At 71.2% G+C, this 24,420-nt stretch carries 22 protein-coding genes; 7 read left to right on the forward strand and 15 right to left on the reverse strand.

Annotated features, from left to right (window positions below):
* Positions 1-74: 74 nt before the first annotated feature.
* The 7 genes from rpsG to H490_RS30555 all read right to left on the reverse strand — a co-directional run bounded on the left by rpsG (position 75) and on the right by H490_RS30555 (position 11,082).
* On the reverse strand, positions 75-545 hold the full coding sequence (gene rpsG / locus H490_RS30525) for a 30S ribosomal protein S7 (RefSeq protein ID WP_017885334.1): 471 nt from the start codon (positions 543-545) through the stop codon (positions 75-77).
* Positions 545-916 (reverse strand): 30S ribosomal protein S12, encoded by a 372-nt coding sequence (gene rpsL, locus H490_RS30530; protein ID WP_017885335.1) that lies wholly within the window; start codon positions 914-916, stop codon positions 545-547. The genes rpsG and rpsL overlap by 1 nt, the downstream gene beginning before the upstream one ends.
* Positions 917-1,194: 278 nt before the next feature.
* Positions 1,195-1,830 (reverse strand): spermidine/putrescine ABC transporter substrate-binding protein, encoded by a 636-nt coding sequence (locus H490_RS30535; RefSeq protein WP_128386434.1) that lies wholly within the window; start codon positions 1,828-1,830, stop codon positions 1,195-1,197.
* A gap of 2 nt (positions 1,831-1,832) precedes the next feature.
* Complete coding sequence (locus tag H490_RS30540; RefSeq protein WP_017885337.1) at positions 1,833-2,315, reverse strand: hypothetical protein; 483 nt, start codon at positions 2,313-2,315, stop codon at positions 1,833-1,835.
* Entirely contained in the window at positions 2,312-3,382 is a 1,071-nt protein-coding gene (locus tag H490_RS30545) for a hypothetical protein (protein ID WP_017885338.1), read from the reverse strand. The genes H490_RS30540 and H490_RS30545 overlap by 4 nt, the downstream gene beginning before the upstream one ends.
* A gap of 187 nt (positions 3,383-3,569) precedes the next feature.
* The gene (locus H490_RS30550; RefSeq protein WP_017885339.1) at positions 3,570-7,463 is read right to left on the reverse strand and encodes a DNA-directed RNA polymerase subunit beta'; all 3,894 of its coding nucleotides are present in this window, start codon (positions 7,461-7,463) and stop codon (positions 3,570-3,572) included.
* A gap of 121 nt (positions 7,464-7,584) precedes the next feature.
* On the reverse strand, positions 7,585-11,082 hold the full coding sequence (locus H490_RS30555; RefSeq protein WP_017885340.1) for a DNA-directed RNA polymerase subunit beta: 3,498 nt from the start codon (positions 11,080-11,082) through the stop codon (positions 7,585-7,587).
* 448 nt (positions 11,083-11,530) lie between these two features.
* Here H490_RS30555 and H490_RS30560 point away from each other — a divergent pair, with 448 nt between their 5' ends.
* Genes H490_RS30560 through H490_RS30570 form a run of 4 tightly spaced genes read left to right on the forward strand, consistent with a single transcriptional unit; the run spans position 11,531 to position 13,851 of the window.
* Positions 11,531-12,208: a phosphatase PAP2 family protein gene (locus H490_RS30560; RefSeq protein WP_017885341.1), complete on the forward strand. Its 678-nt coding sequence runs from the start codon at positions 11,531-11,533 to the stop codon at positions 12,206-12,208.
* The gene (locus tag H490_RS30565; RefSeq protein WP_017885342.1) at positions 12,205-12,516 is read left to right on the forward strand and encodes a glutaredoxin domain-containing protein; all 312 of its coding nucleotides are present in this window, start codon (positions 12,205-12,207) and stop codon (positions 12,514-12,516) included. The genes H490_RS30560 and H490_RS30565 overlap by 4 nt, the downstream gene beginning before the upstream one ends.
* Positions 12,513-13,394 carry a fused MFS/spermidine synthase gene (locus H490_RS0116470; RefSeq protein WP_017885343.1) on the forward strand — a complete coding sequence of 294 codons (882 nt, stop codon included), beginning with the start codon at positions 12,513-12,515 and terminating at the stop codon, positions 13,392-13,394. Before H490_RS30565 ends, H490_RS0116470 begins: the two co-directional genes overlap by 4 nt.
* On the forward strand, positions 13,387-13,851 hold the full coding sequence (locus H490_RS30570) for a SprT-like domain-containing protein (RefSeq protein WP_017885344.1): 465 nt from the start codon (positions 13,387-13,389) through the stop codon (positions 13,849-13,851). Before H490_RS0116470 ends, H490_RS30570 begins: the two co-directional genes overlap by 8 nt.
* A 40-nt stretch (positions 13,852-13,891) precedes the next feature.
* On the opposite strand, the gene H490_RS30575 is transcribed toward H490_RS30570, so the two are convergent.
* Entirely contained in the window at positions 13,892-14,467 is a 576-nt protein-coding gene (locus H490_RS30575; RefSeq protein WP_017885345.1) for a DUF4916 domain-containing protein, read from the reverse strand.
* Positions 14,468-14,611: 144 nt separating this feature from the next.
* On the opposite strand from H490_RS30575, the gene H490_RS30580 reads away from it, so the two are divergent.
* Complete coding sequence (locus tag H490_RS30580) at positions 14,612-15,490, forward strand: carbon-nitrogen family hydrolase (protein ID WP_017885346.1); 879 nt, start codon at positions 14,612-14,614, stop codon at positions 15,488-15,490.
* Positions 15,491-15,543: 53 nt separating this feature from the next.
* Here H490_RS30580 and H490_RS30585 read toward each other — a convergent pair whose 3' ends face one another.
* Entirely contained in the window at positions 15,544-16,791 is a 1,248-nt protein-coding gene (locus H490_RS30585; RefSeq protein WP_017885347.1) for a CapA family protein, read from the reverse strand.
* 172 nt (positions 16,792-16,963) lie between these two features.
* Here H490_RS30585 and H490_RS30590 point away from each other — a divergent pair, with 172 nt between their 5' ends.
* Both H490_RS30590 and H490_RS30595 read left to right on the forward strand, forming a co-directional pair.
* Positions 16,964-17,740, forward strand: a complete 777-nt coding sequence (locus H490_RS30590) for a M15 family metallopeptidase (protein ID WP_017885348.1) — start codon at positions 16,964-16,966, stop codon at positions 17,738-17,740.
* A gap of 24 nt (positions 17,741-17,764) precedes the next feature.
* Positions 17,765-18,184: an NUDIX hydrolase gene (locus tag H490_RS30595; RefSeq protein ID WP_017885349.1), complete on the forward strand. Its 420-nt coding sequence runs from the start codon at positions 17,765-17,767 to the stop codon at positions 18,182-18,184.
* Positions 18,185-18,340: 156 nt separating this feature from the next.
* On the opposite strand, the gene H490_RS30600 is transcribed toward H490_RS30595, so the two are convergent.
* The 6 genes from H490_RS30600 to H490_RS31275 all read right to left on the reverse strand — a co-directional run bounded on the left by H490_RS30600 (position 18,341) and on the right by H490_RS31275 (position 24,384).
* Complete coding sequence (locus H490_RS30600; RefSeq protein ID WP_017885350.1) at positions 18,341-19,888, reverse strand: FAD-dependent oxidoreductase; 1,548 nt, start codon at positions 19,886-19,888, stop codon at positions 18,341-18,343.
* 154 nt (positions 19,889-20,042) lie between these two features.
* Positions 20,043-21,011 carry an ABC transporter substrate-binding protein gene (locus tag H490_RS30605; RefSeq protein WP_017885351.1) on the reverse strand — a complete coding sequence of 323 codons (969 nt, stop codon included), beginning with the start codon at positions 21,009-21,011 and terminating at the stop codon, positions 20,043-20,045.
* Complete coding sequence (locus H490_RS30610) at positions 21,008-21,793, reverse strand: ABC transporter permease (RefSeq protein ID WP_017885352.1); 786 nt, start codon at positions 21,791-21,793, stop codon at positions 21,008-21,010. Before H490_RS30610 ends, H490_RS30605 begins: the two co-directional genes overlap by 4 nt.
* Positions 21,790-22,431: an ABC transporter permease gene (locus H490_RS30615; protein ID WP_017885353.1), complete on the reverse strand. Its 642-nt coding sequence runs from the start codon at positions 22,429-22,431 to the stop codon at positions 21,790-21,792. Before H490_RS30615 ends, H490_RS30610 begins: the two co-directional genes overlap by 4 nt.
* Positions 22,428-23,246: an ABC transporter ATP-binding protein gene (locus tag H490_RS30620; protein WP_017885354.1), complete on the reverse strand. Its 819-nt coding sequence runs from the start codon at positions 23,244-23,246 to the stop codon at positions 22,428-22,430. Before H490_RS30620 ends, H490_RS30615 begins: the two co-directional genes overlap by 4 nt.
* Before the next feature lie 124 nt (positions 23,247-23,370).
* Complete coding sequence (locus tag H490_RS31275; RefSeq protein ID WP_017885355.1) at positions 23,371-24,384, reverse strand: hypothetical protein; 1,014 nt, start codon at positions 24,382-24,384, stop codon at positions 23,371-23,373.
* Positions 24,385-24,420: the final 36 nt, after the last annotated feature.

Here is a 24,420-nt window from a genome sequence, read left to right on the forward strand (position 1 = left end):
CGGTGGTGCCGATCGTTCATCGAGCTTGTCGAGATGACGGGTCCGCCATCTCGACAAGCTCGATGCGCGGATGACTACCAGCGGTAGTGAGCGAACGCGCGGTTCGACTCGGCCATCTTGTGAGTGTCCTCGCGGCGCTTCACCGCGGCGCCGAGGCCGTTGGACGCGTCGAGGATCTCGTTGGTGAGGCGATCGGTCATCGAGTTCTCACGACGAGCCTTCGCGTAGCTGGTGAGCCAGCGCAGCGCGAGCGTGTTCGCGCGGTGCGGCTTCACCTCGACGGGCACCTGGTAGGTGCTGCCGCCGACGCGGCGCGAGCGGACCTCGAGCGTGGGACGCACGTTGTCGAGCGCCTTCTTGAGCACGGTCACGGCGTCCTGGCCGGACTTCTCCGCGACGTTCTCGAGAGCACCGTAGACGATGCGCTCGGCGAGACCCTTCTTGCCGTCCAGCAGGATCTTGTTGACGAGCTGGCTGACGACGGGCGAGCCGTAGACGGGATCGGCGACGACGGGGCGCTTGGGAGCGGGACCTTTACGGGGCATTACTTCACCTTCTTCGCACCGTAGCGGCTGCGGGCCTGCTGACGGTCCTTGACCGCCTGCGTGTCGAGCGCGCCGCGCACGATCTTGTAACGGACACCGGGGAGGTCCTTGACACGACCACCGCGCACGAGCACCAGCGAGTGCTCCTGCAGGTTGTGGCCCTCGCCCGGAATGTAGGCGGTGACCTCGGTGCCGTTGCGGAGCTTCACACGAGCGACCTTGCGCATCGCCGAGTTCGGCTTCTTGGGCGTGGTGGTGTAGACACGGGTGCAGACCCCGGCCTGCTGCGGGTTCGCCTTCAGGGCGGGCGCCTTGGTCTTGGAGACCTTCGGCGTACGGCCCTTGCGAACCAGCTGCTGAATAGTAGGCACTGATTCTCCTCATTCGTCCTGCACGGTGACAGGAATGCTTCTATGGTCAAGCATGTACGGCTGCTTGCGCGACCGCTGAGCTGCTGTCGTCGGCGACGCGCGAACGCGCCTCGACGACCGAGTGCAGCTATGCCGTGGGGGTGTCAGCTCTGTTGAGCGAGGGACCCTGCTCGGTGATACTCCCCCGCTCGCAGCGCCGTGTGCACGACGAAACCACCGGTGGAGGGCACCAACATGCAACTGTACGCCCTGCATCCGCGCAGCGCAAGGGCGCGGCGCTACTGCGGAGGCTCGAGGTGCTGGGAGAGCTCGTCGAGCATGGCCTGGATCTGCGGTTCGACGAAGCGGTGGATCGCGGCCTCGATGCGAGTGCGATGCGCCACGAGCGCGAAGCAGACCTCGCGCCCCGTCGCCTCGGCCTGCGCGTCGGCGAGTTCGATCTCGCGGCGCAGGCGCTGCTTCTCCTCCTGGCTCAGCGGCGGCCGCGGGAGCGGCGGTGCGGGGCGGCTCTCCTCGGCGAGGCCGGCGAGGGTGAAGAGGAACGGCTGCTCGGTGTCATCGGGATCGGGATCGGGATCCAGCCCCTCGTACTCGGGGGCGAGACCCTCGGTGGGGTCGTAGCCGCCCGCGCTCCACAGCTCCTCCCCCGCCAGCTCGCCGTGCAGCGCGGGGAGCTGCTCGGCGGTGAACTCGTCGACGCGCCGGTCGATGATGCGCTGCATGCGCGAGACGAGCGCGTGGGTCACCTGGTGGGGAACATCGCTCGTGAGGCCGGCCGCCGCGAGCAGCGGCGATCCGGTGCACCTGCGGCACAACCGCGCCCGAGCCCGATGCGTGCCCGGCGACCAGCTCGGCACCCAGCGCAGCCACGCGTCGACCGCCGCGTTCACCCGTTCGTCGATCGCGCCCGCCACGATCACTCGTCCTCTCCGGCACGCTCCCAAGGCCACTTCGGAACGGGTCGATCCGTGTAGACGCGACGCGCGAGCACCGCCCAGAACAGCAGTGACGCCACGGCCCAGATGAGCGGCAGCGCAGCCGCGAACGGGCTCACCCAGGTCTCGTCGACCGAGAGCCCCGCGAGCACACCCCCGAGGCACCACAGCAGGTACACGCCGCCCGCGACGGCGACGATGACGCCCCACGCCGGGCCGCGGCGGCCCCGCAGCAGCACGAGGGCCTGCTGCCACAGCGCACCGGCGAGCAACGCGAGCCCCAGGAACAGCAGCAGCGGCGAGGCCCAGCGGGGCACGCCGTCGCTCGACACGGGCTCCCGCTGCATGGCGAGCGAGAGCAGCCCCCAGATCGCGATGAGCAGCGCTGCCGCGACGATCACGGCGGCCAGTGCCAGGCCCGCGACGTAGCCGCGCGTCACGCCGCGACGGGAGCCGTCGGTCACGACTGCTTCGCCCGCTTCCGCGGCTTCTCGGGCTTCGAGACGGCGATCGGCTGCTCGGGCTTCGAGTGCTTCTCCTGCACCTCGGCGAGGGCCGCCTCGTACTCGGCGAGGGCCACCGCGTTCCGCTGCTTCATGCGGCGGCCGCGACCGCCGATCCACGCGCCGAACCAGATCGCGGCCTCGCGCGCCGCGAGGCCCGCGACGATGGCGGGGATGGTGAGGCCGAAGCGCTCGGCGATGGCGACCGGGGCGATGTTCAGCAGCGCGCGGAAGCCCGCCTCGTCGACGAGCAGGCCCGCGGTCGCCGCCATCCAGACGACGAGGCCCACGAGGAAGCTGCCGAGTACGTACGCCCACCAGCCGGCGCGCCCCACGATCAGCACCAGCACCGCGAGGCCCACGAAGAACGCGCCCGCGGCTGCCGCGGTGCTCCACGAGACGAGCTCGGCGGTGAGGCCGTCGACGAACTGCGACGGGGCGAGGGTCGGCGCGAGCCAGAGGGCGATCACGCCCGCGTAGAGCAACACGAAGCCGACGGTCGCGAGCAGCGCGATGAGCACGCCGGCGCCGCGGTTGCCTCGGATCTCGGGGGGCATCGGCGTCTGCATGTAGAGCGCCGCCATCGGGTGGTCGGGGCTGATGCGGATCTCGCCGTCGCGCTCGGGCGACAGCTGCGCGTCCGCGGCGGCCGACGGAAGATCGTCGAGCGCCGGGAGCACCGCGAAATCGGTGGCCTCGGCCGCGGGCCGCGAACCGGACTGCAGGTCGAGGTCGAGCTGCGTGTCGACCTCGGACGCCTCCTGCCGGCGCGCCTGCTCGGCGGCCGTCGCATCGTCGGCGAGAGCATCATCCGCTGCGGGATCCGCCACCACCGTCTCCTCGACCACGACGAGCTCGCGCTTCGCCTCGCCCTCGTCGGCGTCGGAGGTCGCGCCCTTCGAACGCTCGACGGCCGCCAGCACCTCGGTCTGGCTCGCCTCGGTCTCCTCCACGGGCGCCCCCGGATTCGCCGACGTCTCGGGAGCCTCTGCTGCTCTCGATGCGGGGGTCTCGCGGTCGTCGCTCATCGCTGCACCTCTCGTCGTGGGCGCTCGTTGCCGAGCACATACTCTGGCCGCCACAATACAAGCCGCCGGCGACAATGCCGGGATCACGCGCGCAGGAAACACGAAAAAGGGCGCCCGCACCGAAGTGCGCGCGCCCTTCGCCAGGCCCTCGGATCCCGCGCATCGCGCGGGATCCGAGGCCCGAGCCCTAGCTGTAGTTGCCCGGGTTGAACTCGTCAGCGGTGAAGCTGTCGAAGTCCACGAACGACAGGTCGTTCTCATCGAAGGTGCCCTCGGTGGCGAACAGGCGGTTCGGGTACCGCTCCGCCTTCGCCTCCTCGGTGGCCTCGACCTCGACGTCGCGGTAGGTGCTCAGGCCGGTGCCGGCCGGGATGAGCTTACCGATGATGACGTTCTCCTTGAGGCCGATCAGCGGATCCTTCGATCCCTCCATCGCCGCCTGCGTGAGCACCCGGGTGGTCTCCTGGAAGGAGGCCGCCGACAGCCACGACTCGGTCGCGAGCGAGGCCTTGGTGATGCCCATGACCTCGGGGCGGGCGGTCGCGGCGCGCTTGCCCTCGAGCAGCGCCTCGCGGTTGATCCGCTGGTAGCGCGAGCGGTCCACGAGCTCACCGGGCAGCAGCTCGGTCTCACCGTGATCCACCACGGTCACCTTGCGCAGCATCTGGCGCACGATCACCTCGATGTGCTTGTCGTGGATCGGCACGCCCTGCGAGCGGTAGACGCCCTGCACGCCCTCGACGAGGTACTTCTGCACCGCGCGCTCGCCCGGGATGTGCTTGCCCTCCTCGGTCGAGCCGACCTGCAGGATGTCCTTCGGGTCGAGCGTGCCCGCGAGGAACGGCTGGCCGAGCTCGACGTGGTCGCCGTCCTCGACGAGCAGCGTGGCGCGCTTCAGCACCGGGTACTGCTTCTCCTCGGTGCCGTCGTCCGGCGTGAGGAGGATCGAGCGGCCCTTCGGGGTGTCCTCGATCGTGATGCGGCCCGCGGCCTCGGCGATCGGCGAGGCGCCCTTGGGGGTGCGCGCCTCGAAGAGCTCCTGCACGCGGGGCAGACCCTGGGTGATGTCGTCGGCCGAGGCCGACCCGCCCGTGTGGAAGGTGCGCATCGTCAGCTGCGTGCCGGGCTCGCCGATCGACTGGGCGGCGATGATGCCGACCGCCTCGCCGATGTCGACGCGCTGGCCGGTCGCGAGCGAACGGCCGTAGCAGGTGGCGCAGACGCCCACGGCCGAGGCGCAGGTGAGCACGGAGCGCACCTTGATCTCGGTCACGCCGGCGGCGACCAGCTGGTCGATGAGCACATCGCCCACGTCGTCGCCCGCGCTCGCGACGACGGCGCCCTCGGGCGAAACGGCGTCGGTGGCGAGGGTACGCGCGTAGACCGAGTTCTCGACGTTCTCGTCGCGCACGAGCACGCCGTTCGCGTCGGCCGCGGCGATCGGCAGGTCGAGGCCGCGACGGGTGCCGCAGTCCTCTTCACGGATGATCACGTCCTGCGACACGTCCACCAGACGACGGGTCAGGTAGCCCGAGTCGGCGGTGCGCAGAGCGGTATCGGCGAGGCCCTTGCGGGCGCCGTGGGTGGCGATGAAGTACTCCGCCACCGACAGGCCCTCGCGGTACGAGTTGATGATCGGACGGGGGATGATCTCGCCCTTCGGGTTCGACACCAGACCGCGCATACCCGCGATGTTGCGGATCTGCAGCCAGTTACCGCGGGCGCCAGACGACACCATGCGGAAGATGGTGTTGTCCTCGGGGAACGACTCGCGCATCGAGGCCGCGACCTCGTCGGTCGCCTCGGTCCAGATGTCGGTCAGCGCCTTGCGACGATCGCCGTCGCTGATCATGCCGCGATCGTAGTCGCGCTGCACCTTGGCGGCGCGCTTCTCGTGCTCGGCGATGATCTCGCCCTTGTTCGCGGGAGTCACGATGTCCGAGAGCGACACGGTCACGCCCGAGCGCGAGGCCCAGTAGAAACCGGCGTCCTTGACGCGGTCGAGGGTCGCGGCGACCTCCACCTTCGGGTAGCGCTCGGCGAGGTCGTTGACCAGGCCCGACAGGCTGCCCTTGTCGGCGACGCGCTCGAAGTAGGGGTAGTCGGACGGCAGCGCCTCGTTGAAGATCGCGCGGCCGAGAGAGGTCTCGACCAGCACGGGCTTCTCGTTGGTGACGCCGTTCGCATCGGTGTAGCCGGTGAGACGGATCTTCACCTGCGCGCCGAGGTCGAGGGTGCCCTCGTCCATCGCCAGGATCGCCTCGGCGATCGAGCCGAACGCGCGGCCGGTGCCGACCGCGTCCTGCTTGACCGTGGTGAGGTGGTGCAGGCCGATGATCATGTCCTGCGAGGGCAGGGTCACCGGGCGGCCGTCCGACGGCTTCAGGATGTTGTTCGAGGCGAGCATGAGCACGCGGGCCTCGGCCTGGGCCTCGACCGACAGCGGCAGGTGCACGGCCATCTGGTCGCCGTCGAAGTCGGCGTTGAAGGCGGCGCAGACGAGCGGGTGCAGCTGGATCGCCTTGCCCTCGACGAGCTGCGGCTCGAACGCCTGGATGCCGAGGCGGTGCAGGGTCGGTGCGCGGTTGAGCAGCACGGGGCGCTCGCGGATGATCTCCTCGAGCACGTCCCACACCTCGGAGCGGGAGCGCTCGACCATGCGCTTCGCGGCCTTCACGTTCTGCGCGTGCGACAGATCCATGAGGCGCTTGATCACGAACGGCTTGAACAGCTCGAGCGCCATCTGCTTGGGCAGACCGCACTGGTGCAGCTTGAGCTGCGGGCCGACCACGATGACCGAACGGCCCGAGTAGTCGACGCGCTTGCCGAGCAGGTTCTGACGGAAGCGGCCCTGCTTGCCCTTGAGCATGTCGCTGAGCGACTTCAGAGCTCGGTTGCCGGTGCCCGTGACGGGGCGGCCGCGGCGGCCGTTGTCGAACAGCGCGTCGACGGCCTCCTGCAGCATGCGCTTCTCGTTGTTCACGATGATCTCGGGGGCGCCGAGATCGAGCAGGCGGCGCAGACGGTTGTTGCGGTTGATCACACGACGGTAGAGGTCGTTGAGGTCCGAGGTCGCGAAGCGACCGCCGTCGAGCTGCACCATCGGGCGCAGCTCGGGCGGGATCACCGGCACGACGTCGAGCACCATCGCGGCCGGGCTCGCACCCGTCTGCAGGAAGGCGCTGACGACCTTCAGGCGCTTGATGGCGCGGATCTTCTTCTGGCCCTTGCCCTCGGCGATCTGCAGGTGCAGCGTCTCGGCCTCGGCCTCGAGATCGAAGCCCTCGAGGCGCTTCTTGATCGCCTCGGCGCCCATGTACGCCTCGAAGTAGTCGCCGTAGCGGTCCATGAGGTCGGCGAACACCGCATCCTCGGGCTTCAGGTCGCCCACCTTGAGGTTGCGGAAGTCCTCCCACACGCGCTGCAGCCGAGCGATGTCGTCGTCGAAGCCCTTGCGGATGGCCGACATCTCCTTCTCGGCCGAGGCCTCGGCGCGGCGGCGCTGATCGGCCTTCGCACCCTCGGCCTCGAGCGCGGCGAGATCCGACTCGGCCTGCTGCTGGCGCTGCGCGATCGCGATGTCGCGCTGATCCTCGAGCGCCTTCAGCTCGAGACGCAGCTCGGCCTCGAGCTCGGCGAGATCCTCGTGGCGGCCCTCCTCATCGATGTCGATGATCATGTACGCGGCGAAGTAGATGACCTTCTCGAGGTCCTTCGGCGCCATGTCGAGCAGGTAGCCCAGGCGCGACGGGACGCCCTTGAAGTACCAGATGTGCGTGACGGGCGCGGCCAGCTCGATGTGGCCCATGCGCTCGCGGCGCACGCTCGACTTCGTCACCTCGACGCCGCAGCGCTCGCAGACGATGCCCTTGTAGCGCACGCGCTTGTACTTGCCGCACGCGCACTCCCAGTCGCGGCTGGGACCGAAGATCTGCTCGCCGAAGAGGCCGTCCTTCTCGGGCTTCAGCGTGCGGTAGTTGATGGTCTCCGGCTTCTTGACCTCGCCGAACGACCAGCTGCGGATGTCGTCGGCGGTGGCCAGACGGATCTGCAGCTCATTGAAACTCGTACCCTCGAGCAAAATGTTCTCCTTGGGATGGAAACTGTAAGTCTGTGGCCCCTGTCATCCCGAGCAGTCGCGGCTTACGCGGCGGCTGCTCGGGATCCCGCGACTGCGAGCGGGAGGACGGGGTGGGGTCGGCTCAGATCTCGTCGACCGACGAGGTCTCGAAGCGGCTGGACAGGTTGATGCCGAGCTCCTCCGCGGTGCGGTGGGCCTCATCGTCGTTGTCGCGCAGGTTGACGGCGTTGCCGTCGGCGCCCAGCACCTCGACGTTCAGGCAGAGCGACTGCATCTCCTTCATGAGCACTCGGAACGACTCGGGCACGCCCGGCTCCGGGATGTTCTCGCCGCGAACGATCGCCTCGTACACCTTGACGCGGCCGAGGATGTCGTCGGACTTGACCGTGAGCAGCTCCTGCAGCGCGTAGGCCGCGCCGTACGCCTCGAGGGCCCAGACTTCCATCTCACCGAAGCGCTGGCCGCCGAACTGGGCCTTACCGCCGAGCGGCTGCTGGGTGATCATCGAGTAGGGGCCGGTCGAGCGCGCGTGGATCTTGTCGTCGACCAGGTGGTGCAGCTTGAGGATGTACATGTAGCCGACCGAGATCGGGTACGGGTAGGGCTCGCCCGAGCGGCCGTCGAAGAGACGGGTCTTGCCGCTGGAGTCGATGAGCCGCTCGCCGTCGCGCGTGGGCAGCGTCGAGTCGAGCAGCCCCGCGATCTCGGCCTCGGACGCGCCGTCGAACACGGGGGTGGCGACCTTCGTGTTCGGGGCGGCCTCGAGCGCCGCCTTCGAGAGCTTCGCAGCCCACTCGGGGTTGCCGTCGACCTTCCAGCCCTGCTTGGCGATCCACCCGAGGTGGATCTCGAGCACCTGGCCGAAGTTCATGCGGCCGGGGATGCCGAGCGGGTTCAGGATCACGTCGACCGGCGTGCCGTCGGCGAGGAACGGCATGTCCTCGACCGGCAGGATCTTCGAGATGACGCCCTTGTTGCCGTGGCGGCCCGCGAGCTTGTCGCCCTCGGTGATCTTGCGCTTCTGGGCGATGTACACGACCACGCGCTGGTTGACGCCCGAGCCCAGCTCGTCGTCGTTGTCGTTCTCGGCGTCGAACACCTTGACGGCGGTGACCGTGCCCGAGACGCCGTGCGGCACCTTGAGCGACGTGTCGCGCACCTCGCGGCTCTTCTCGTTGAAGATCGCGCGGAGCAGGCGCTCCTCGGCGCTCAGCTCGGTCTCGCCCTTCGGCGTGACCTTGCCGACGAGGATGTCGCCCTGCTTGACCTCGGCGCCGATGCGGATGATGCCGCGCTCGTCGAGATCCTTCAGCGCCTCCATGCTGGCGTTGGGGAGGTCGCGGGTGATCTCCTCCTTGCCGAGCTTGGTGTCGCGGGCGTCGATGTCGTACTCCTCGATGTGGATCGAGGAGAGGGTGTCGTCCTTCACCAGGTTCTGGCTGAGGATGATCGCGTCCTCGAAGTTGTGGCCCTCCCACGACATGAACGCGACGAGCAGGTTGCGGCCGAGCGCGAGCTCGCCGTTCTCGGTGGCGGGGCCGTCGGCGATGACCTCGCCGGCCTCGATGCGCTCGCCGGCCTTCACGATGACGCGGTGGTTGTAGTTCGTGCCCTGGTTCGAGCGGTCGAACTTGCGCATGAAGTAGCTGCGGGTGCCGCCCTCGTCCTCCTGGATGGTGACGAAGTCGGCCGAGACCTCGGCGATCACGCCGGATTTCTGCGCAGTGATCACGTCACCGGCGTCGATCGCGGCGTAGCCCTCCATGCCGGTGCCGACCACGGGCGACTCGCTGCGCACGAGCGGCACGGCCTGGCGCTGCATGTTGGCGCCCATGAGCGCGCGGTTCGCGTCGTCGTGCTCGAGGAACGGGATGAGCGAGGTCGCCACCGACACCATCTGGCGCGGCGAGACGTCCATGTACTGCACGCGGTCGGAATCGACCAGCACCACCTCGGAGCCGCGGGGGCGCGCGAGCACCTGCTTCTCGGCGAACTTGCCGTCCTTGGTGAGCGGGGCGCCGGCCTGCGCGATGAGGTACTCGTCCTCTTCGTGGGCGGTGAGGTAGTCGACCTGATCGGTGACCTTGCCGTCGACGATGCGGCGGTAGGGGGTCTCGATGAAGCCGAAGGCGTTGATGCGCGCGAAGGTCGCGAGCGCGCCGATCAGGCCGATGTTCGGGCCCTCAGGGGTCTCGATGGGGCACATGCGGCCGTAGTGCGACGGGTGCACGTCTCGCACCTCGACGCCCGCGCGATCGCGCGACAGGCCGCCAGGGCCGAGCGCCGAGAGGCGGCGCTTGTTGGTCAGACCCGCGAGCGGGTTGTTCTGATCCATGAACTGCGACAGCTGCGAGGTGCCGAAGAACTCCTTGATCGCCGCGAGCACGGGGCGCGTGTTGATCAGGGTGTTCGGGGTGATCGCCTCGATGTCCTGCGTGGTCATGCGCTCGCGCACGACGCGCTCCATGCGGCTGAGGCCGGTGCGCACCTGGTTCTGGATGAGCTCGCCCACGGCGCGGATGCGACGGTTGCCGAAGTGGTCGATGTCGTCGGTGTCGAGACGCAGGTCGATCGGCTGGCCGTCGCGAACGCCGGGGAGCGTCTCGGTGCCCGCGTGCAGGCCGACGAGGTACTTGATGGTCGCGACGATGTCCTCGAGCGACAGCACCGAGTCGGTGATGGGGGCGTCGAGGCCGAGCTTGCGGTTGATCTTGTAGCGGCCGACCTTGGCGAGGTCGTAGCGCTTCGGGTTGAAGTAGCTGTTGTCGAGCAGGGCCTTGGCCGCCTCGATCGCCACCTGCTCGCCCGGACGCTGCTTGCGGTAGATGTCCTTGAGGGCCTCCTCCTGGGTGAGGATGCCGTCCTTCTCGAGGGTGAGCGCGATCGACTCGTAGCCGGCGAACTCCTCGAGGATCTCCTCGCTGGTCATGCCGAGCGCCTTGAGGAACACCGTGACCGACTGCTTGCGCTTGCGGTCGATGCGCACGCCGACCTGGTCGCGCTTGTCGACCTCGAACTCGAGCCACGCGCCGCGGCTCGGGATCACGCGGGCGGTGAAGACGTCCTTATCGCTGGTCTTCTCCTGCGCCCGCTCGAAGTACACGCCGGGGCTGCGCACGAGCTGCGAGACGATGACGCGCTCGGTGCCGTTGATGATGAAGGTGCCCTTGTCGGTCATGATGGGGAAATCGCCCATGTAGACCGTCTGACTCTTCAGCACCTGAGTCTCGGTGTTGTAGAAGGCCGCCTCGACGTACAGCGGGGCGGCGTAGGTCTTGCCGCGCTCCTTGCACTCCTCGATGGTGAACTTCTGCTCGTCGAGGATCGGGTTCTCGAACGACAGCTGCATGGTGCCGGCGTTGTCCTCGATCGGAGAGATCTCGTCGAAGATCTCCTCGAGACCGCTCTTCAGCGCGATGTCGTCGCGCCCTTCGGCCTGAGCCTCGGTGACGCGCTCCTTCCACGCGTCGTTGCCGACGAGCCAGTCGAAGCTCTCGAGCTGCAGTGCCAGCAGGTTGGGCACCGACAGCGTGTCGGAAATCTTGGCGAAGGAGAGCCGCGAGTGGTTGCGACCGTTCTTCGGTTGGGTGGTTGACGATGCGTTGCGCGCAGCAGCCAAGGAAACTACCTCCGTGGGCCCCGTCGGGCCGGTTGACCTGGTCTTGCGAGAGATGCATCGGATCACGCGGGCGAGGCTCATCTGCGCTTTCGCGCCAGCTCCCGGGGCCTACCGCTATATGAAGGCATACTGGTGTCCGTAGTGCAACTATCGACTGTAACACCATTGTTACCGACTGTCTACTGCGCCGGACGTCGTTCGCAAGGATCGCGGGTCGCTCCCAGCATATTCCCCGGCGGCCCGATCCGCCCAATCGACTGCGGGCCGATCCGTCGCGTCCCGCACCGCTGTTCCGCGAAGCACCGATCGGCCTCTCGCACCTCGCCGACCCGTCATCGGGTGCGTGAACGTCGATCGGTGCTGAGCGAGCGCGGGGAGTAACCCCGCGAGGTCGTTCGCAGGAGGCCTCGCCGGGTCGTTCGCAGGAGGCCGGGCTACCGTAGAGCGCATGTCGATCCCTCCGCGCACCGCCTCGCTCGCGCGCACCGCGACCCCGTGGGCGGTCGCGGGCCTCGTGCTGATCGCGGCGCTGGGCGCCTACCTGCGGCTCGTGCATTCGGGACCGTTCGGCGTCGAGGAGTGGTGGCACGGCGTCGCCGGGGCGACCCGGGGATCCGCGCCGCACGCGGTCGCGGTGTTCATGGCCGAGGCGGGCAGCGGGATCGGCGCCGCGGCGTGCACGGCGATCGCCGCGGCGCTGCTGCTCGCGCTGCGACGGCCCCGCGACGCGGCCTCCGTCGCGACCGCGATGGTGATCGGCATCGCCGCCTCGGAGACCCTGAAGGCGCTCGTCATGCGACCCCGGCCCTGGGACCCGCTCTTCCACGCCGCCGGCAGCTCGTACCCGTCCGGGCACTCGATGGGCGCCGCCGCCCTCGCGGTCTCGCTCGCGCTCGTCGCGGCGGAGTCGGGCCGGCTCTCCCGCTCGGCGAGCGGGTGGGCGTGGGCGCTCGCAGCGGGCTGGGTCGTCGTGATGATGTGGAGCCGCACCGCCCTGCACGTGCACTGGCTCAGCGACACCCTCGCCGGGGCGCTGCTCGGCGTCTGCGCCGCGGTGCTCTCGCGCCGGCTCTGGGAGCGCTCGGCGAAACCGGGATCGGCCCCGCCGCCTAGGCTGGACGCATGAGCGAGACCATCATCTTCGGAGCCGACTGGTGCGGCGACTGCCGGCGCGCCAAGCTGATCTTCGAGCGCGCGGGAGCCCCCTACCGCTACGTCGATCTCGTGCAGGATCCCGCAGCCGTCGACGTGGCCCGCGACATCAGCGGCCGCACCAATATCCCCGTGATCGTCTACCCCGACCGCAGCCACCAGGTCGAGCCGTCGAACGCCGACATGCTGCGGAAGATCTCCGAGCTCGGGCTCGGTGCGACGCAGGCGGAGGGCGCGGCGCGGCTCGACCCGCCGCACGATTCGGCGGAGACCGCCCCGTGATCCTGCCCGAACCGATCGTGCTGACCTCGGGCCTCACGGCCGAGTTCGAGGAGGACCGCTGGGTGCCGGGCGCGATCCAGCTGCTCGTCGACGGCACTCCGCAGTCCCATGTCGACCTGCGCGACCCGTCCCAGCTCTTCTTCGAGTATGTGCGCCGCATCGGCCACGTGATCGACCTGTTCCGGCCCGAGGGCGCCCCGATCTCAGCGCTACACCTGGGCGGCGGCGCCTTCACCCTGCCCCGGTACGTCGAGGCGACACGGCCCGGCAGCCGCCAGCAGATCATCGAGCTCGAGGGCGCCCTCGTCGATCTCGTGCGGGAGGCCGCTCCCCTGCCCCGTCGCGCCAGCATCCGCGTGCGACGCGGCGACGCCCGAGAGGTGCTCGGCAAGCTGCCCGAGGGCATGCGCGGAGCCATGGATCTGGTGGTCGTAGACATCTTCGCGGGAGACCGCACGCCCGCGCACGTGTCGAGCACCGAGTTCTACGAGCTTATCCGCCCGCTCCTCGCGCCCGCGGGCGTGGTGGTGGTGAACGTGACCGACGGCTCCGGGCAGGCGTTCACACGCGGCCAGACCGCCACGCTCGCATCCCTCTTCCCCACGGTGGCCGCGATCGCCGAACCGCAGGTGCTGAAGGGCCGGCGCTTCGGCAACGTCGTGCTGCTGGCCTCCGGCGAGACCGACGGCTCCCCCTCGCCCGACGCCCGCGCCGACGACCTCGACTGGCTGCCCCGCCTGCTCGCGAGCGGCCCGCACCCCGCCCGCATGCTCGCCGGGCGCGAACTCGACGAGTGGCTGCGCGGCGCGAGGCCCGTGTTCGACGCCGACGCCGCCCCCAGCCCCGAGCCGCCGCCCGAGGTGTTCGGTCGTGGCTGAGCTGGGACGCGTGCGGGTGTGGGCCGACGCCCTGATCCGCATGCATCTCGAACCGCGCTTCGGCGCGGGCTCGTGGAGCTTCGACTTCGACCGCGCGAAGCGGCGTGCGGGCCTCTGCAACTACACCGAGCGCCGTATCACCGTGTCGCGCTACCTCGCGGAGAAGTTCGACGACGACGAGATCCACCAGGTGCTGCTGCACGAGGTCGCCCACGCGATGGCGGGGTCCGAGGCGGGTCACGGCGCCGCGTGGAAGCGCGTCGCGGCCGAGATCGGCTACGTCGGCGGGCGCACCCACGACGGGGAGATCGCGCACGAGCGCGCACCGTGGGTGGGTTCGTGCCCGGCCGGGCACGAGCACTACCGCTTCCGCAGACCGACCCGCGTCACCTCGTGCGGCAGGTGCGCCCGCGGGTTCTCCCGCGCGCACGTGATCGCGTGGAGGCAGCGCGCCTGACCCGGCGGGATCGGCGGATCGCTTCCCGTGTGCCTCCCCGTCAGCAGCCGACGGCGGCGAGCGCGTCGCGCAGCAGCCGCCCGCGCCCGTCCGGCAGTTCGTCGAGCGTGTCCGGCGAGAGGGCCTCGTCGGGAGACATCCAGCTCACCTCGAGCGCGTCCTGGCGGGGGTTGCAGGTGCCCGTGACCGGCACCACGTAGACCAGCGAGACCGCGTGCTGGCGCTCGTCGACGTAGGGAGAGATGCCGGGCATCGGGAAGTACTCGGCGACCTGCACCGGCACCAGGGCGGTGGGCATCTGGGGGAAGGCCATCGGGCCGAGGTCGTTCTCGAGGTGACGGAAGAGGGCCTCGCGCAGCGTCTCGCCGAAGCGCACGCGGCCCGACACCAGCGATCGCGTGATGACCCCCTCGGGGGTGCTGCGCAGCAGCAGCCCCACCTCGATGATCTTGCCGAGCCCGTCGAGCCGCACCGGCACCGCCTCGACGTACACCACCGGCAGGCGACCCCGCACGAAGCGCAGCTCGTCGTCGCTCAGCCAGCCGGGGTTGCCGGCCGGGGCGGGGCGATCCTCGGGGCCCTCGGGCTCGGGAAGCTCTGCCGTGTCGATGCTCATGCTGCCATTCTTGCACCGCCGCGTCGGCCGCGTCTGCCCCTTCCCGTCGGCTCGCCGGTCTCCCGCGTCGCCCTCCCGGGCGGGCGCCGGCGACCCCGGGTCGAAACGGCCGGGCGAACGCGAGGCACTCGTTAGGGTGGGGGTATGAACGCGACGACTGCTCAGACGGAGAGCCCCTCCGCGATCCGCCGCATCGCCCTCGTGCAGGTGGCGAGCCCCGACGCCGAGAGCCCGGCCGAACGCATCGAGCGCGTCGAGCAGCTGCTGCGCCAGCACGAGGGAGTCGACCTGTTCGTGCTGCCCGAGCTGTGGAGCGCCGGCTACTTCGCCTTCGACCGCTACGACGAACGCGCCGAGACCCTCGACGGGCCGACCGTCGAGATGGGCCGGCGCGTCGCCCGCGACCTCGGTGCCGCCGTGCACCTGGGCAGCATCGTCGAGCGCGGCGCCGACGGCGCGCTGCACAACACGGCCGTGCTCATCGACGCCCGCGGCCGCATCGCCCAGACCTACCGCAAGATCCACGTGTTCGGCTACCAGTCGCTCGAGTCGCAGCTGCTGCGGCCCGGCGGCTCGCTGAGCGTGGTGCCCGGCCCGCTCGGCGAGACCGCGAGCACCACCTGCTACGACTTGCGCTTCCCGGGCCTCTGGCAGGAGCTCAGCGCTCGCGGCGCCGAGACCGTCGTGGTGCCCGCCGCGTGGCCCGCCGCCCGCCGCGAGCACTGGCGACTGCTGACGCAGGCGCGAGCGGTCGAGCATCAGGTGTGGGTGCTGGCCTGCAACGCCTGCGGCACTCAGGGCGAGGGCGCGGGCGCGGTGGCGCTCGGCGGCTTCAGCCGCGTCGTCGACCCCTCCGGTCGCGTCGTGGCCGAGTGCGGCGACGGCGAGGAGGTGCTCGTCGTCGAGGTCGACGCCTCACGGGTCGCCGAGGTGCGCGCCGAGTTCCCGGTCATCGCCGACCGGCTGAGCGGCGAGGCGTACACCGCGCTCTCAGCCGATCCCGGAGCCGAGGCGCGGGGTTGATCCCGCGCCGACCCTCGGCTGCGGCGCCTGCTCGACCGGGTCGGCGAGCGCCGCTACTCGGGCAGGATCGTCACCTCAGCCCCGAGGATCGCGGCCGAGTCGGCCGCCTGCTGCTCGGCGGTCACCCCGAAGCGCGCGGCCTGCAGCAGCTCGCCCGACGCGGCGAGCGGCGTGATCGACAGCCCGTGCCGCGCCATGAGGTCGCCCGCCGCCTCCTGCTCGGGCGTCCACTCGTAGTGCATGTAGGTGAGGATCGCCGTGGGGTTCTCCACCCGCACCGCGCCCGCTTCGTCGCGCACGAGGTCGAAGCCGGCGATCACCCCCGTGCGCTGCGCGAGTTCGAGCTGCGTGCTGAGCATGTTGCCGATCGAGTACCAGACGAGCGTGCGCCCGCCGTCGGCGCGCGGAAGCCAGGTCACCGGCTGCAGCACGTGCGGCCCGGTGCCGACGATCACGTCGGCCCCGAGGTCTGCGACCCGCTGCGCGAACGCCGTCTGGGCGCCGTTCACCTCGTGGGAGTCCTCGGTGCCCCAGTGCGCCGACACGATCACCACGTCGGCCTGATCCCGAGCCTGCGCCATGAGGTCGGCGACGAGCGCGTCGTCGCCCATCAGGTTGAGCGAGACGCCGTCGATCGGCGCGTTGGAGTACTCGGCGAACGAGACGAGCGCGATCCGCACCCCGTCCTGCTCGAAGACCTGCACGGCTCGCTGCTCCTCGGGGCTGCGGTTGGCGCCGCTCAGTGCGGCGGGGGCGAGCCCGTCCCACGCCGCGCGGGTGGCGGCGATGCCCGCCGCACCCTTGTCGGCGGCGTGGTTGTTGGCGAGGTTCACGAGGTCGCAGCCGACCGCGCCGTGCAGGTCCCGGGCGAACTCGGTCGGCGCGTTGAAGACGGGATAGCCGCTGATGCCGAACTCGGCCCCCGCACTCGGCACCTCCTGATTGCAGAAGGTCGCGTCGGCGGCGTCGAGCTGCGGCCGGATGCCCGCGAAGAACTGCCCGTAGTCCCAGCCCCCGTCGGGCAGCTGGGCGTTGGCGTTGACGGAGTCGTGCGGCAGCATGTCGCCCATCGCGATGACGTGCAGGGGCCGGTCCGGCTGCTCGGGTTCGGCGGGCGGCTCCTCGGCGGGGGCGGGCTCGGGGGCCGGGGCCTCGGCGGTGGGCTCGGGATCCTCCCCGCCGCCCAGCCACAGCGCGGCAGCGGTGCCCCCGCCGAGCAGCACGAGCGCGGCGACGACGATCGTGATGGTGAGCCTGGCCCTGCGCGACAGCCCGGTCCGCGCCCGCTTCTCCTGCGTCATGCCCTCCACCCTATGCGGTGGGGCAGGCCCTCCCTCCCCACCCCCGCGAGAGGCGGATCTTGCAGCCTAGCACCCCAAGAAGCATGCGAAATCCGCCTCTCGCCGGGTATACGGGCGGCACGGGGCACGGGCGTCGAGGCCCGCGAGCGCGGCACCGCATAGGGTGGAGGGCATGTCGGTTAGGATCCCGCGCCCCGCACTCGCCGCGCTGCTGGTAGGCGCCCTCGCGCTGCCCCTCGTGGGCTGCGCGCCCGAACCCGAACCCGCCGCCGAGGCCTCGGCGGCCCCCTCCCCCGAGCCCGCCCCCGCCCCCGCCGAGGAGCCGCCCGCCGAACCCGAGTTCGACCGCGCCGCCCACTCCGTCGACGACCCCATGTCGATCTGGGTGGTCAGCAACAAGCTGCGCCCCCTCTCGCCCGCCGACTTCGCACCCACCGACCTCGTGATGCCCGAGGGGGTCGAGAACGAGTTCTCGCAGCCGCTGCGCGAACCCGCCGCGCGAGCCGTCGAGGCGCTCGTCGCCGCGGCCTCGGCCGACGGGCACGCGGTGCGCATCATCAGCGCCTACCGCGACTACGCCACGCAGGTGGCCCTGTACGACGGCTACACGGCGCGCGACGGGCAGGCCGCCGCCGACACGTACTCGGCCCGCCCCGGCCACTCCGAGCACCAGACGGGCCTCGCGGTCGACTTCGACGACCACGGCGCCTGCTACCTGGCCGCCTGCTTCGGCGAGACGCCCGCGGGGCTGTGGCTCGCCGAGCACGCCGCCGACCACGGCTTCGTGGTGCGCTACCCCGAGGGCAAGCAGGAGGTGACGGGCTTCATGCCCGAGCCCTGGCACTTCCGCTACGTGGGCCCCGAGCTGGCGCAGCAGATGCGCGCCACCGGCACGACGACGCTCGAGGAGTTCTTCGGGCTGCCCGCCGCGCCCGGCTACGCGCAGTAGGCCCACCGGCGTTAGGCTCGACGGGTGACCGCTGCAGCAGAGACCCTCCTCATCCGCGTGAGCGCCGTCGTGATGCGCGACGAATCCGGCCGCGTGCTCAACGTGCGCAAGCGGGGCACCGGCTCGCTCATGCTGCCGGGCGGCAAGCACGAGACGGGCGAGGATCCTCGCGACACCGCCGTGCGGGAGTTCGAGGAGGAGCTCGGGATCGCGCTCGACCGGGATCGGCTGCGCGAGCTGGGCGTGTTCCGGGCCGTGGCGGCGAACGAGCCCGGCCACACCGTCGAGGCCTCGGTGTTCGAGCACCCGCTCGTCACGGCGGCCGCCACGGCGGAGCCCCGGGCCGAGATCGAGCACCTCGAGTGGGTGCATCCGTCGGCCGAGCGCGCCGATATGGCGCCCCTCAACACCGACTTCGTGTTTCCGGCGCTGCTCGCGGGCTGAGCGCCCGCGCTCCCTGAGCACGTCGCAGGCAACCGCCGCCCCCTTCAGCAGGCTCGGGGAACGGACCGCGCCCTGCCCCTTCGACGGGCTCGGGGAGCGGATACGGCCGCCCCGTCGGGGAGAACCGCGCTCCTCGACGACCTCGGGGCGGGTCCGTCAGAGCGCGTCGCCCCTCGGCACGTCGAGGCCGAGCAGCGCGTTCTCGACGACCTCCATGAGGGCCGGGTGGATCCAGTACTGGCCGCGCGCCGCCGTGTGCGCGTCGACGCCGAAGCTCATGGCCATCACGACGACCTGGATCAGGTTGGAGGCCTGATACCCCATCGCGTGCGCCCCGAGGATGCGCCCGTCGCGGCGGTCGGCGACCACCTTGAACACGCCCGTGCCGTCTTCCATCGCCCAGCCGTAGGCGGTGTCGCCGTAGCGCTGCACCTTCGCGGTGACGTGCTCGACCCCGATCGACTCGGCCGCCTCGGCTTCGGTGAGTCCGACCTGGGCGAGCTCGGGGTCGCTGAACACGGCCGCGGGCACGGCCTCGTGCCGGGATCGCCGCAGCTCGTTCGGGTGCTCGAGGTTGTGCGCGACCACCCGCGCCTCGTGGTTCGCGACGTGCTTGAGCTGGAACGGCGAGCACACGTCGCCGAGCGCGTAGACGCCCTCGACGGGCTCGCCGCCCGAGAGCACCCGCTGGTACTCGTCGACCGCGATCCGCCCGTCGTCGTGCAGGTCGAGGCCCGCCTGGGCGGCGCCCACCAGGTCGGAGTTGGGCCGGCGCCCGGTCGCCACGAGCACGATGTCGGCGCGGATCGCCTCCGTGCCCGTCTCACCCGAGCGCCCGACCTCGGCGACGAGCCCGCTCGCGCCGCCCGCGAGCGCGGCGTCGACGCGGATGGCGCGCACGGAGCACTCGAGCCGCACGTCCCAGCGACGGCCCGCCTCGGCGGTGAAGCACCCCGCGATCTCGTCGTCGAGGCGGCGCAGCAGACGGTCTCCGCGCACGACCTGCACGACCTGCGAGCCGAGGCCCGAGAAGATGGCGGCGAACTCGCACGCGATGTAGCCGCCGCCGATCACGACCACGCGCGCGGGCAGCTCGTCGATGCGCATCACGGTGTCGGAGGTGTGCACGCCCGGCAGGTCGATGCCGGGGATGTCGGGCATCACGGGCCGCGAGCCGGCGGCGATCACCAGCTGCCCGGCCTCGACGCGCGCGACCGCGTCGCGGGCGTCCGCATCGGATCCCGTCTCGCCCGCGCCCGTCTCGCCCGCGTCCCGCTCGGACGCGTCCCGCTCGGACGCGGCTCGGCCGCCCGGGCGACCCGGCCCGTCGACGACGAGCGCCCGCGGCCCGTCGAGGCGCACCCGCCGGGAGATCAGTTCGACGTGGTCGAGCTCCTCGGCGCGATACCGCTCTCCGGCCTCGGAGATCGCGTCGATGCGCGAGAAGATGCGGTCGCGGATCGCGCGCCAGTCGACCGACTCGGTGCGCATCTCGACGCCGAGCCGTGCGGCCTCCTCGGGGGTGCGCGCGAGCGCGGCGGGCCGCACGTACATCTTGGTGGGGATGCAGCCCACGTTGAGGCAGGTGCCGCCGAAGACGCCCTGCTCGGCGATCGCGACCCGCTTGTCGTCCCAGAAGGGGGTGACGAGCGAGTTGCCCGATCCCGAGCCGATGATCGCGAGGTCGACGCTGATGGTGCTCATGGAACGTATCCTCTCAGAACCCGCGGGCGGATCGAGCGGCGCCCCCACCGGACCAAGCGGAATCGGCCCGACTTCGTCCCATGAACGACACTGAATTCTCCGGTTCTCATGGGACGAAGTCGGGCGGATTCGCGGACCCGCCGCGCCGCCCGTCTCAGACGAGGCCCTTCTCGGCGAGCCAGTCGCCTGCGATACGGTCGGCGGCCAGCTCGTCGTTCACGCTGCGACCGTTCATCGCCACGAGGTCGTCGGCGGTGAGCGCGGCGCTGACCTCGTCGATGATCTGCTCGGCGCCCTCGTCGACGCGGTCGCTCGCGAGCGGCACGACGTGGGAGGCGAGGAAGAGGCCCTTCGTGTCCTCGAGGGCGACGAGGTCGTTCTCGGCGACGGTCGGGTCGGCGGTGTAGATGATGGCGAGCTGGATCGAGCCGTCGCGCAGCGCCTTCACCGTGAGGGGGCCTCCGCCGTCCTCGATGGGCGTGAACCCGACACCCTCGACGCCGTAGACCTCGGCGAGGCCGTCCGGGCCGTAGGGGCGGCTCTCGGCTTCGGAGTTGGCTCCGAGTGTGAGCGGCTCGTCCACGCCGGCCAGGTCGTCGACCTGGGCGAGGTCCCACTGCTCGGCGAACTCGCGGGTGACGGTGTACGAGTCCTGGTCGGTGGCGGGCGACTGCTCGAGCACGCGCAGCCCGTCGGGGGCGGCCTGCTCGAGCGCGGCGTAGACGTCGTCGCTCAGGCGAGCCTCGGTGTCGGGCTCCCAGTACTGCAGCAGGTTGCCGGTGTACTCGGGGAACAGGTCGATGGTGCCGGCCTCGAGTTCGGGCAGGTAGACCTCGCGCTGCCCGATGCGGTACTGGCGGTCGACCTCGTACCCGCCGGCTTCCAGCGCCTGCGCGTAGAGCTCGGCGATGATCTCGTTGGAGTAGTAGTCCTGCGAGCCGATCACGATGGCGTCGCCGGTGGCGGGTTCGGCGCCGGGCTCGGCGAGCGGGTCGCCGCCTCCTCCGCAGGCGGTGAGCAGCGCCGCCGAGAGCGCGAGCGCGCCGGCGGCGAGCGCGGTGCGGCGCCAGGGGCGGCGGCCGAGCGGCCGGGCGGGGGTGTGGGGCTGAGGGCGAGCGGTCATGATCGGGCTTCCTCTCGGTGAATGGTTGAGGTGGTTGGGAGCGGAGCGGCGGATTCGCCGTCGGCGGTTCGGGAGCCCGGGGCTCGGAAGCGCGGGGCGCGGGATCCGGGGCGCCCGAAGCGGGCCGTCGCGACCCGCTGGCAGGCGGCGAGCAGCAGTTCGAGCAGCAGCGTGATCACGACGACGAGCAGCGCGCCGGCGAGCATCTGGGCGTAGTCCCTCGATTTGAGGCCGGCGAAGAGGTAGCGGCCGAGGCCGATGTCGGCGGTGTACGCGGCGAGCGTGGCGGTGGACACGACCTGCAGCGTGGCGGCCCGGATGCCGCCGACCATGACGGGCAGCGAGAGCGGCAGCTCGACGCGCAGGATCACCTGCGCCGGGCTGAAGCCGACGGCCTTCGCGGCGGCGGGCACGGCGGCGTCGATCGCCTGCACGCCCGCGTAGGCGCCGGCGAGCAGCGAGGGGACGGCGAGCACGACGAGCGCGAGCAGCGGGGCCGTGAGGCCGATGCCGAACGCGAGCCCGAAGAGGGTGAGCAGACCGAGTGTGGGGAGGGCGCGCGCGGCTCCCGTGAGGCCGCCGACGAGGCCGGATCCGCGCCGCGTGTGCCCGATGAGCACCCCCGCGGGCAGAGCGACCGCCGCGGCGATGACGAGGGCGAGAGCGGTCACGCCGAGGTGCTGCAGGGCGCGGTTCGGGATGCCGCCCGCCCCGCTCCAGTGCGCGGGGTCGGCGAGCCAGGCGAGCGCCTCGCCGAACAGCCCGAGCGCCGCGGGCGTCACGATCGCACCCTTCGCGTCCAGGGCGCGAGCGCGCGCCCGATCCCGAGCACTGCCGCGTCGAGCAGCAGCGCGAGCACCGCGGTCGTGATGACACCGGTCCACACCTCGGCGGCGATGCCGCGCTGGAAGCCGTCGGTGAGCAGCGTGCCGAGGCCCGGCACACCGATCAGCGCCCCGAGGGTGACGAGGCTGATCGTCGACACCGTGACCACGCGCACGCCCGAGACGAGCACGGGCACCGCGAGCGGCAGGTCGACACGCCAGAAGAGACCGCGCGGCGAGTAGCCGGTGGCCACGGCGGCGTCGCGCAGCTGCGGGTCGACCGCGGTGAAGGCGTCGCAGGCGGTGCGCACGAGCAGCGCGACGCCGTAGACCGTGAGCGCGGCGACCATCGTCTGCCACGAGCGCAGGGGCGTGCCGGTGACGGCCGGGATGATGATGAGCAGCGGCAGCGCCGGGATCGCGTACGCGAGCGTCGCGACCGAGAGCAGGGGCCCGCCGATGCGGGGCCGCCGGAACGCGAGGCGCCCGATGGGCACGGCCACGAGCACGCTGACGAGGATCGCGGGCAGGCTCAGCAGCAGATGGGCGAGCGCGAGCCCGGCCACCTGCTGCCAGTTGGCGAGCAGCCAGCTCACCCGCCCAGCACCCCCACCGGTCTGCCGTCCTCGTCGACGGCGACGCGCCTGCCCCCGACCTCGACCGGGCGCAGGCGGCGCTCGGCGCGGTCGGCGCCGACGAAGTCGCGCACGAAGTCGCTCGCGGGATCGGCGAGGATCTCGGCGGGCGCACCCCGCTGGGCGATGCGCNCGACCGCGAGGTAAAACACGTGCGAAAACTCGTCGCCGAGCAGGAACGCCTCGTCGACGTCGTGGGTGACGAACACGATCGTCTTGCCGAGCTCGGCCTGCAGCTCCAGCAGCTCGCGCTGCAGCTCGCGGCGCACGATCGGGTCGACCGCGCCGAAGGGCTCGTCCATGAGCAGGATGTTCGGGTCGGCCGCGAGCGCCCGCGCCACCCCGACGCGCTGCTGCTGGCCTCCGGATAGCTGCGCCGGGTAGCGGTCGCCGAGGTCGGGATCGAGGCCGACGCGCTCCAGCAGCCCGTCCGCCGCGGCTCGCGCCTCGCGCCGCGAGCCACCGGAGAGGATCGGCACGGTCGCGACGTTGTCGCGCACGGTGCGGTGCGGCAGCAGGCCTCCGTGCTGCATCACGTAGCCGATGGAGCGGCGCAGCTCGACCGGGTCGCGCTCGCGCACGTCGTCGCCGTCGATGAGCACGCGCCCCGCCGTCGGATCGACCATGCGGTTGACCATGCGCAGCAGGGTGGTCTTGCCCGAGCCCGACGAGCCCACCAGCACGACGGTGCGGTGAGAGGGCACGACGCAGGAGAAGTCGTGCACCGCCGTGGCGCCGCCCGGGTAGACCTTGGACACGTGCTCGAACTCGATCACGTCGACACCTCCCTGAGGTCGGGTGCACGGTGGCTGCGTTCACCCCACCCTAACGGTCGCCCTCGCGCGACGCGCGGGGGCTTGCCAGCCGCGGCTGCCCCGGTGTATGCGGCGGGCGCGGCGCTCACCCGAGCGCGAAGACGCCGTTCGCCCAGGCGATCCCGAGCCACACGAGACCGGTGATCACCGCGGGCAGCAGCGTGACCAGCCACCTGCCGGTCTTCAGCCTCGCACCCGATCGGTCGACGAAGGCGGCGTCGTCGCTGCGATCGTCGCGGTAGCGGGCCGACTGCCGCGCCGTCGTGCCGCCGAGCGTCGCGGCGAGCCGCTGCGCGAAGTCGAGCACGCGTGCGTCGGCCATGTCGAACGGCTCGCGCGCGACGACGAACATCCAGTCGTCGATGATCTCGATGTCGAAGCCGGGCGCCTCGTCGATCATCAGAGCCATGACGTCGGGCGTGATGACGTAGAGGGCGTCCGTCTCGTACTCGCGGGGGCAGTACAGGCGGAACCAGCGGTCGAAGTCGCCCTCGAGCGACAGGCGCTGGTCTGCCGAGAACTGCGGCACGTACGCCCTCGGCCGGCCGCGCTGGGCGGCTTCGAGGTACATGTGCGGCAGTCTGCGATCGAGCCCGATGCCCACGAATCCGACTTCGCGGCGGCCGGATGCCCGCTCGGCGGTCTCGAAGGAGTAGTTGCCGACCTCGATGTAGCGCGGCTCGTGCAGGTGCGCGGCGTTCTCGACCCACGCGCGAGATCCCGTGCGGAAGAGCGTGGCCGGGTAGGCCCGCGGATCCCACTCGACGTTGTAGTGCCAGCCGCGGGAGATCGCGAGCTCGGCTGCCGCGCGACGGCGGCGCCACTTGCGGGCCAGAACCCAGACGCTGTACCCGATGGAGGCGAAGAAGAACACGGCGCCGACGATCGCGAGCAGGCTCACCCAGAACTGCTCGCGCCGCTCCGCGGCGGTCTCGGCCTGGTCGAGGGTGGTGAGCATGAACACGGCGATCGCCGCGAACACCCCGCCGAGCGTGCCGAGCACGAGCGAGAGCGGCAGGATGCGCTCGCGCTCGCTGATGCGCGGTGCACTCGCCCGAGCGCGGCGCCGGAAGGCCTTCGTCGATTCGATCCCGGTCATGCGTCGAGCCTAGGGGATGTCTCGCGCACCCTCGCC

The organism is Leucobacter sp. UCD-THU (assembly GCF_000349545.1).
Classification (GTDB): domain Bacteria; phylum Actinomycetota; class Actinomycetes; order Actinomycetales; family Microbacteriaceae; genus Leucobacter; species Leucobacter muris.

Bases quoted from the DNA above. Each gene is read 5' to 3' on its own strand.
- rpsG (WP_017885334.1), bottom strand. From the start codon at position 545: ATGCCCCGTAAAGGTCCCGCTCCCAAGCGCCCCGTCGTCGCCGATCCC.
- H490_RS30600 (WP_017885350.1), bottom strand. From the start codon at position 19,888: ATGAGCACCATCAGCGTCGACCTCGCGATCATCGGCTCGGGATCGGGC.
- H490_RS30590 (WP_017885348.1), top strand. From the start codon at position 16,964: ATGTCGGTTAGGATCCCGCGCCCCGCACTCGCCGCGCTGCTGGTAGGC.
- H490_RS31275 (WP_017885355.1), bottom strand. From the start codon at position 24,384: ATGACCGGGATCGAATCGACGAAGGCCTTCCGGCGCCGCGCTCGGGCG.
- H490_RS30560 (WP_017885341.1), top strand. From the start codon at position 11,531: ATGTCGATCCCTCCGCGCACCGCCTCGCTCGCGCGCACCGCGACCCCG.
- H490_RS30545 (WP_017885338.1), bottom strand. From the start codon at position 3,382: ATGAGCGACGACCGCGAGACCCCCGCATCGAGAGCAGCAGAGGCTCCC.
- H490_RS30580 (WP_017885346.1), top strand. From the start codon at position 14,612: ATGAACGCGACGACTGCTCAGACGGAGAGCCCCTCCGCGATCCGCCGC.
- H490_RS30585 (WP_017885347.1), bottom strand. From the start codon at position 16,791: ATGACGCAGGAGAAGCGGGCGCGGACCGGGCTGTCGCGCAGGGCCAGG.
- H490_RS30605 (WP_017885351.1), bottom strand. From the start codon at position 21,011: ATGACCGCTCGCCCTCAGCCCCACACCCCCGCCCGGCCGCTCGGCCGC.
- H490_RS30575 (WP_017885345.1), bottom strand. From the start codon at position 14,467: ATGAGCATCGACACGGCAGAGCTTCCCGAGCCCGAGGGCCCCGAGGAT.
- H490_RS30565 (WP_017885342.1), top strand. From the start codon at position 12,205: ATGAGCGAGACCATCATCTTCGGAGCCGACTGGTGCGGCGACTGCCGG.